Below are 8285 nucleotides of genomic sequence, written 5' to 3'. Positions count from 1 at the left end.
AGGCTTCGTCGCTCACCCCGCCAGTCTGCCCGTTGCCCGGCGCGAACGGACGGCGCGTCCGGTGGTCGCGCGCCGGTCGACCACCGCACCCGCCCCGCGCCCGGCCCACGCCCGCCCCGCGCTCACCCCTCCGGGCAGGCGGCCACCCGGCCTCAGGCGCCGCCGAGCACGATCCGGCGCACCCCCGCCACGCCCGCCCAGCGGTCGGGGTCGGTGCACCGCCGGCCGTCCAGCAGCACCCTGACGCCCGGCAGGTCGCCCGGGGCCAGCTCCCGGTACTCCGGGTGGTCCGCCTGCAGCACCGCCGCCGCCACCGGCTCGCCCCCGTACGCGGGCAGGCCCAGCGCCGTCAGTTCCCCCGCCGGGTACAGCGGGTCGGCCACGTACGGCCGGGCGCCCGCCGCCCGCAGCGCCTCCACCAGCGGGAACACCCCCGAGTAGGCGGTCTCCTTGACCCCGCCCCGGTACGCGGCGCCGAGCACCAGCACGCCCTGCCCGGCGATCCCGCCCTCCAGCGCGCCGTCCAGCACCCCGACCGCGTAGGCCGGCATCTCCAGGTTGGCCGCCCGGGCCGCGCGGACCACCGTCGCCGAGGGGTCGTTCCACAGGTAGAGCCGCGGGTAGACCGGGATGCAGTGCCCGCCGACCGCGATGCCCGGCCGGTGCAGATGGCTGAACGGCTGCGAGTTGCAGGCGTCGGCGACGGCGGCGAAGTCCACCCCGATCCGGTCCGCGTACCGGGCGAACTGGTTGGCCAGCGCGATGTTGACGTCCCGGTAGGTGGTCTCGGCGAGCTTGGCGAACTCCGCCGCCTCGGCGGACTCCAGCTCCCACACCCCGTTCGGCCGGCCCTGCGCCGTCAGTTCGGGCCGCGGGTCGAAGTCCAGCACCGCGCGGTAGAACTCGGCGCCGCGCCGGGTGGCGGCCGGGTCGGTCCCGCCGACCAGCTTGGGGTAGCGGCGCAGGTCGGCGAAGACCCGGCCGGTGCGGACCCGCTCCGGGCTGAAGACCAGCGCGAAGTCCCGGCCCGGGGTCAGCCCGGAGCCGGCCGCCAGGCGCGGCGCCCACCGGCCCCGGGTGACGCCCACCGGCAGGGTGGTCTCGTAGCTGACCAGCGTGCCCCGGCGCAGCCCGGCCGCGACCGCGTCGGTGGCGGCGTCGAGCAGGGTGAAGTCGGGCGTGCCGTCGGCGGCGGTGACCAGCGGGACGACCAGGACGACCGCCTCGGCCCCGGCGACGGCGGCCGAGGTGTCGGTGGTGGCGCGCAGCCTGCCCTCGGCGACCACCCGTTTGAGCGCCTCGTCCAGTCCGGCCTCCCGGGGGAACGGCGGCCGGCCCTGGTTGACCGCCTCGACCACCGGCGGGGCGACGTCGGCGCCGGTCACCCGGTGCCCCTTGGCGGCGAACTGGACGGCGAGCGGCAGGCCGAGCTTGCCCAGGCCCACCACACAGATGTCGAGCGGGCTCATCGCCGTCCCCCGTTCCGGCCGTCGGCGGCCACCGCGTCGGCGAGCCGGCGCCAGACCGGGTAGCCGCGCAGCCGGCGGCGCACCTGGGCGGGCACCGCGCCGCGCCAGAGCTGCTGCACCAGCGTGGGCGGCGGTGGCCCGGTCTCCCCGCCCGCCTCCGGGTCCACCGGCGCCTCCGCCCGCTCCTCCCCGAGCAGGAACAGCTCGTCCGCGAGCCCGACCGCGCCGTCCCGGAACACCGGGTAGGCCGCGTACCGCCGCCGGACCCCGTCCGCCCCGGTCTCCGACACCTCCGGCGGTGCGCCGTGCTCCGCCTCGTACCCGATCAGTTCGCGCAGTTCCTCGTACCGCCCGGTGGCGGCCAGCTCCAGCCGGACCCGGTCGGGCACCGCGAGCCGGTGGTACACCTCGCGGGCGCCGAACTGCCGGACGAGCTCGCCGACCCCGTCGCAGACCTGGTCCCGCAGCCCGGCGTCGAGGGCGAGCAGGCCCTGCTGGAGCAGCTGCGGCACCTCCCAGCCGAAGTGCCGCGCCCTGATGGCGTCCAGCTGCCCGCCGGGCGCGGCCAGTTCGGCGGCCACCCACTGCACGGCCGCGACCCCGCGGACCCGGTCCAGCGCGCCGGCCCGCTGGGTGACGTTGCCCCGGTCCTCGCGCAGCACCAGGAAGTAGTGGTCGTAGTCGGCGAGGACCGAGATCCGGCGGGCCCGCAGGCAGGCGGCGAGGGTGAAGGGCTGGTCGGAGTAGACCTTCAGCTCCTCCTTGCGTGCCAGGTTGTGCCGCCGGAGCAGGTCGAGCCGGAACAGCTTGGTGTCGGCGAGCGCCCAGGCCAGTGCGGAGTCCTCGAAGCCGACCGAGGCGGCGGTGGCGTCGAAGATGCCCTGCGGCACCAGCCGCCCGTTCACCCCGACCTGCTTGGGGATCAGGACGTCCGACCCCCAGTCGTCGGCGGAGGCGACCATCCGGGCCAGGGCCTCGTCGCCGAGCCAGTCGTCGGCGCCGAGGAAGAGCACGTAGCGGCCTCGGGCGAGCGCCAGCCCCCGGTTGGTCGGCGCGGCCGGGCCGCCGGAGTTGGCCTGGTGGACGACCTGGAACAGCCCGGGGTGCCGGGCCGCGTAGGTGTCGAGCAGTTCGCCGCCGCCGTCCGTGGAACCGTCGTCGACCGCGACCACCTCCATGCGCGCGTGCCCGATGGTCTGCCGGACCAGCGAGTCCAGACAGGCGGTCAGGTACGGCATGGTGTTGTAGACCGCGATCACCACGGTCACGTCGGGTTCGGTCATCGGGCGCTGCCCTCCGGTGCGCGGGTCGCCGAGCGGTCGCCGCCCGGCGACGCGCCGTCCGCGGAACGGGGCGGGCGGCGCGTCGCCGGGCGATACAAGGTCAACTCGGCGGCACGCCGTGGGGTCACGTCCACCACCCGCACGAGCGAGGCGGACCGAACGCCCGGCCGAGTACGGAACACCCGGCCCCCCGGGACAGCGAGCCCCGACCGCCCGGCGAACGCTCAGCCGATCGCGACCTCGGCGTACATCCGGGCGATCACGTCCTCGATCGCCGGCTCCCGCACCGACAGGTCGACCAGCGGGTACCGGGCGGCGACGGCCGCCACCACCGGGGCCGCGCTCTCCTGCGCCGGGAAGGCCAGCCACTGGCGCGGGCCCTCCACCCGGACCACCCGGGCGCCGGGCACCTCGATCGGCGGGTGGCTCCCGGCCAGGTCGACGACCAGGGTCCGCTCGCTGTCCCCGGCCGCGTGCAGGGCCTCAAGACCGCCGTCGTGGACCACCCGGCCGTGGTCGATCACCATGACCCGGTCACACAGCTGCTCGATGTCGGTGAGGTCGTGGGTGGTGAGCAGCACCGTGGTGCCGAGGTCGCGGTTGACCTCGCGCAGGAAGTCCCGCACCTTGGCCTTGCTGACCACGTCCAGGCCGATGGTCGGCTCGTCGAGGTACAGCACCCGCGGGTCGTGCAGCAGGGCGGCGGCGAGGTCGCCGCGCATCCGCTGGCCGAGCGAGAGCTGGCGGACGGGCGTGTCGAGCAGCGCGCCGAGGTCGAGCAGTTCGACGCAGCGGTCCAGGTTGGCGCGATATCGGTGGTCGGGGATCCGGTAGAGCCGGCGGGCGAGTTCGTAGGAGTCGCGCAGCGGGAGGTCCCACCAGAGCGTGGTGCGCTGTCCGAAGACGACGCCGATCCGGCGGGCCAGGGCGACCCGTTCCCGGGCCGGGTCGACGCCGGCGACGCGCAGCCGTCCGGCGGTGGGGACGAGGATGCCGGTCAGCATCTTGATGGTGGTGGACTTGCCGGCGCCGTTCGGGCCGATGTAGCCGACGCACTCGCCGGCCTCGACGGTGAAGGTCAGCCCGTCGACGGCGCGCACCTCGCGCTTCTCCCGCCGCAGCCGGCCGGTCTTGGCCCGGACGGTGAAGGTGCGGCGGACGTCGTCGAGTTCGATCAGTGCCATGGTGCTTCCTCAGGTGTCGGGGAGTGGGGGTCAGCCGCCGGCGCCGCGGTAGGCGCGCAGCCCGGCCCGCCAGGCCAGGCCGGCAGCGGTCAGGGCGCACGCGGCCGCGAGCGGCGAGGCGTACTGGAAGGCGGTGGGCAGGCCCAGCGGGTCGGGCCGGTCGAGGATCCGCAGCGCCGGCAGCCAGTTGACGAAGGCCAGCGGCACGCCGAACACGGTGCCGGCGACGAGCTCCTTGGCGAAGACGGTCGGCGGGTACTGCAGCACGGTGGCGCCGCCGTAGGTGAAGGAGTTCTGGAGCTCCTTGGCCTCGCCCCACCAGAACTGGAGGCTGGCGAAGCCGATGAAGACCGCGGCGAAGATCAGCGTGCCGCAGACCACCAGGACCGGCAGCAGCAGCACCCGGTCCCAGGTCCAGTGGACGTCCAGCGCGGTCAGCGACCAGAGCAGCACGGCGGCGGCCTGGGCGGGCCGGCCGAGCCGGCGCAGCGAGAACCGCTCGGCGCACAGCTGGGCGAGCGCGGGCGCGGGCCGGACCAGCATGATGTCCAGCGTGCCGGTGCGGATCCGCTCGCCCAGGGCGTCGATCGAGCCGACGAAGAGGTTCGCCAGGCCGAGGGCCAGCGCCGAGGTGCCGTAGAGGAAGCCGAGTTCGGGCAGCGTCCAGCCGCCGAGGGTGTCGGTGTGGCGGAACATCAGGACGATCACGGCGAAGTCGAGGAAGGTCACCACGACGTTGGCGCAGAGCATCATCACGAACGACGCCCGGTAGGACATGATCGCCCTGGTCCACATGGCGGCGGCGAGCCACCAGGAGCGCGCCGCCCACGCCACCCGGGCGGCCGGCGACTCGCGGGTGACGGCGGGGAGGGGCGCCCGGGTCACGACAGCCTGGTCAGCCACCCTGGACCACCACCTTGCGGGTCGCCAGCAGCTGGACCAGCCGGCCGGCCGCGAGCAGGACGACGGCCCAGCCGAGCTGGAAGCCGAGCGCGCCGAGCAGGCCGGGGCCGGTGACGCGCTCCAGGAAGACGTCGGTGGGCACCTTCACCAGCGCCGCCCAGGGCAGCAGCGGGGCGAGGTCGCCGAGCAGGCCGGGGAAGAGCGCGAGCGGCAGCAGCATCCCGGAGAAGAACATCGACACCACCAGGGTCACCGAGCGCACGCCCTCGGAGTCCTGCAGCCAGAAGCCGGTGAGCGAGACGAGGAAGCGCACCCCGAAGCTGACCACCACCGCGAGCAGGGTGGCGAGCAGGAAGTACACCCAGGTCAGCGGGTGTTCGGGCAGCCGGACGCGGAAGGCCAGGGAGCCGACCAGCATCGGCGGCACGCCCCGGGCGAGCAGGTGGAAGGCGGCCCGGCCGAGGTCGGTGGCCAGCCACCAGCCCTGGAAGTCCACCGGGCGGTAGAGGTCGATGGCGATGTCCCCGCTGCGGAAGCGCTCCTGGACGTCGTCCTGGAAGCCGCCGCCCATGACGGCGACGGTGACCAGCAGCCCCTGGCTGACCCAGATGTAGGTGACCGCGGTGACCTCGTCGTAGCCGCCGAGTCCGGGGCGGGCGTGCCAGAGGGCGAGGAAGGTGGAGGCGAGGATGAAGCCGAAGACGGTGTTGGTGAAGGCCCCGGCGAGGCTGGCGGCCCGGTAGGTGGAGAAGCGCCGGAACGCGCCCCGGGCGACGGCCGCGTAGAGGCGCAGGGCTGCATGGAGGTCCGGGGCGAAGCCGCCCGGGGCGGCGGCGGCCGGACGCGGCGGGCGCGGGGGCGCGGGGGTGTCGCCGACGGGATCAGGAGGATGGAGCCCAGCGTTCTGCATATTGTCTCCTTGTCGACAAAGAGCGGCGCAGGGAGACCCCTGGCCGCGGGAGCGCATGCCGGACCGGCCCCGGCCACCGCACCCGGGGGGTACCGGACTGGCGGGCGGAGCTGAACCGGGCCGAGGCCCGAACCGGCTGCGCTATGTTGTTAGCACCTTTCACCGTAGCGCCGGACAACCCGGTGCGCACCCGGTTTTCCCCCGACCGCCCGGCGCCGCCCCGCCACCTGATCCACGGTCAAATAGCACATAATCTCGGCATGACCTTGAGCACCGCCCGCCGTGCCAGACGGGCCGCCCGCCGCGAGGCGCGCCGCGCCCTGCCGCTCCGGCGGCGGCTGCTGCCCACCTGGCGGATCTGCCTCGGCACCGTGTTCGGCGCCCTGCTGATCGCCGTCGGCGCCTTCGCCGTGCTCTACGTCATCGTCCCGCTGCCCGACCCCAACGCCCAGGCCGTCGCCCAGAGCAACATCTACCTCTACGCCGACGGCGTCACCGAGATCGCCCGCACCGGAGCCGTCAACCGCACCGATGTCGGCATCGAGCGGATCCCCGTCAACACCCGGCAGGCCGTCGTCTCCGCCGAGGACCGCACCTTCTACCAGAACCGCGGCATCGACCTGAAGGGCATGGTCCGGGCCGGCTGGAACACCCTGACCGGCCAGGGCATGCAGGGCGGTTCCACCATCACCCAGCAGTACGTCAAGAACTACTACCTCACCCAGAGCCGGACCATCGAACGCAAGGGCCGCGAACTCCTGATCGCCCTCAAGGTCGACCAGCAGCGCGACAAGAACGAGATCCTCGCCGGCTACCTCAACACCAGCTACTTCGGCCGCGGCGCCTACGGCATCCAGAGCGCCGCCCGCGCCTACTACGGCATCGACGTCTCCGAACTCACCCTCCCGCAGAGCGCCTACCTCGCCGCCCTGCTCCAGGCCCCCAGCGCCTACGACGTGAAGACCGCGACCCCCGCCAACCGCGAACGCGCCCTCGCCCGCTGGCAGTACACCCTCGACGGCATGGTCCAGCTCGGCTTCATCAGCGCCACCGAACGCGCCGACGCCGCCTTCCCCGACCCCCTCGACCCGCAGCCCGCCACCGGCCTGGCCGGCCAGGCCGGCTACCTGGTCGGCGTCGCCGACGACTACCTGGTCACCAACCGCATCCTCGACTCCGCCACCCTCAAGGCCGGCGGCTGGCGCATCACCACCACCTTCGACCAGGACAAGCAGGACGCCTTCGCACGCGCCGTCCACGACGAACTCACCGACGAACTCGACCCCGCCGCCCGGCCCGCCACCGACACCGACGTCCGGGTCGCCGGCGCCTCCGTCGAACCCGCCACCGGCCGCGTCGTCGCCGTCTACGGCGGCCCCGACTACGCCAAACAGCCCTACAACGACGCGCTGCGCCAGGACAACCAGATCGGCTCCACCTTCAAACCGATCGACCTCGCCGCCGGCCTCAGCTCGCACCGCGGCAGCAGCTCCGACGGCCTCCCGATCAGCACCGAGACCCGCTACGACGGCACCAGCGAACGCCCCGTCACCGACGGCCCCAGCCCGTACGCGCCGCCCAACGAGGACGACATCGACTACGGCTCCATCACCCTGCGCCAGGCCATGGTCAAATCCGTCAACTCGGTGTACGCGCAGGAGGGGGTGGACGCCGGCCTCGCCCACGTCCGGGAGACCGCCGTCCGGCTCGGCATCCCGGCCGACGTGCCCGGCATGGACCCGGCCAACACCTCGATGACCCTCGGCACGGCCACCCCCAGCGCCCTCGACCTGGCCGGCGTCTACGCCGCCCTGGCCAACCACGGCGAGGCGCACCAGCCCTGGTCGGTCGCCGGGCTGGAGCGGGTCAACCCCGGCCCGGGACAGCTCGACGTACCGGACCTGCCCGACCACCCCGGCTCCACCGCCCTCGACCGAGGCACCGCCGACGCCGTCACCGACGTCCTGCGCGACGTCATCGGCCCGCACGGCACCGGCGCCGCCGCCCTCGACCTCGGACGCCCCGCCGCCGGCAAGACCGGCACCACCGACGCCAACCTCTCCGCCTGGTTCGCCGGCTACACCCCCGAACTCGCCACCACCGTCGGCCTCTTCCGGGAGAACCCGAAGACCCACGCCAAGGAACCGCTGGCCGGCACCGCCGGCTACGCCCGGATCAACGGCGGCGCCTTCCCCACCCGGATCTGGACCAGCTACATGGGCGACGTCCTGGACGGCACCGTCGTCCGCTCCTTCGACCTCCAGCCCACCGAGGGCAACCGCCGGCCCTTCACCGCCGGCCCGAGCACCACCCCGACCACCACCGCGCCGGCCTCGGCCTCCCCGTCGGCCACCACCGCCCCGTCACCCCCGGCGGGCGGCACCGGAGGCACGGGCGGCACCGGAGGCGCACCGATCCCCGCCGCCCCGGCCCCGACCGCCCCCCGCCGGCCCACCGCCACCACCGGCCCCGGCACCACCGCGCCGGACCCGGTCATCACCATCGTCACACCCGAACCGCCCACCCTGGTGCCGCC

6 protein-coding genes are annotated in these 8285 nt (G+C 74.5%); 1 reads left to right on the top strand and 5 read right to left on the bottom strand.

Annotated elements, in window-relative coordinates; translation table 11 throughout:
* Positions 1 to 152 precede the first annotated feature (152 nt).
* The 5 genes from VR45_RS16970 to VR45_RS16950 form a co-directional block, all read right to left on the bottom strand.
* The gene (locus VR45_RS16970; RefSeq protein ID WP_045940603.1) at positions 153 to 1469 is read right to left on the bottom strand and encodes a nucleotide sugar dehydrogenase; all 1317 of its coding nucleotides are present in this window, start codon (positions 1467 to 1469) and stop codon (positions 153 to 155) included.
* Complete coding sequence (locus VR45_RS16965) at positions 1466 to 2752, bottom strand: glycosyltransferase (RefSeq protein WP_052709152.1); 1287 nt, start codon at positions 2750 to 2752, stop codon at positions 1466 to 1468. Before VR45_RS16965 ends, VR45_RS16970 begins: the two co-directional genes overlap by 4 nt.
* 224 nt (positions 2753 to 2976) lie before the next feature.
* Entirely contained in the window at positions 2977 to 3936 is a 960-nt protein-coding gene (locus tag VR45_RS16960; protein WP_045940602.1) for an ATP-binding cassette domain-containing protein, read from the bottom strand.
* Between the two features lie 30 nt (positions 3937 to 3966).
* Entirely contained in the window at positions 3967 to 4731 is a 765-nt protein-coding gene (locus VR45_RS16955; RefSeq protein ID WP_078896591.1) for an ABC-2 family transporter protein, read from the bottom strand.
* A 100-nt stretch (positions 4732 to 4831) separates the two neighbouring features.
* Positions 4832 to 5632: an ABC-2 family transporter protein gene (locus VR45_RS16950; RefSeq protein ID WP_045940605.1), complete on the bottom strand. Its 801-nt coding sequence runs from the start codon at positions 5630 to 5632 to the stop codon at positions 4832 to 4834.
* Between the two features lie 377 nt (positions 5633 to 6009).
* On the opposite strand from VR45_RS16950, the gene VR45_RS16945 reads away from it, so the two are divergent.
* On the top strand, positions 6010 to 8285 hold a 2276-nt coding region (locus tag VR45_RS16945), incomplete at its 3' end, for a transglycosylase domain-containing protein (protein WP_052709151.1).

This window comes from Streptomyces sp. NRRL S-495 (assembly GCF_000966955.1).
Classification (GTDB): domain Bacteria; phylum Actinomycetota; class Actinomycetes; order Streptomycetales; family Streptomycetaceae; genus Kitasatospora; species Kitasatospora purpeofusca.
The sequence above is the reverse complement of the archived record's forward strand: the minus strand, read 5'-3'. Positions and strand labels throughout refer to the sequence as shown.

Bases quoted from the DNA above. Each gene is read 5' to 3' on its own strand.
- VR45_RS16970 (WP_045940603.1), bottom strand. From the start codon at position 1,469: ATGAGCCCGCTCGACATCTGTGTGGTGGGCCTGGGCAAGCTCGGCCTG.
- VR45_RS16965 (WP_052709152.1), bottom strand. From the start codon at position 2,752: ATGACCGAACCCGACGTGACCGTGGTGATCGCGGTCTACAACACCATG.
- VR45_RS16960 (WP_045940602.1), bottom strand. From the start codon at position 3,936: ATGGCACTGATCGAACTCGACGACGTCCGCCGCACCTTCACCGTCCGG.
- VR45_RS16955 (WP_078896591.1), bottom strand. From the start codon at position 4,731: ATGTGGACCAGGGCGATCATGTCCTACCGGGCGTCGTTCGTGATGATG.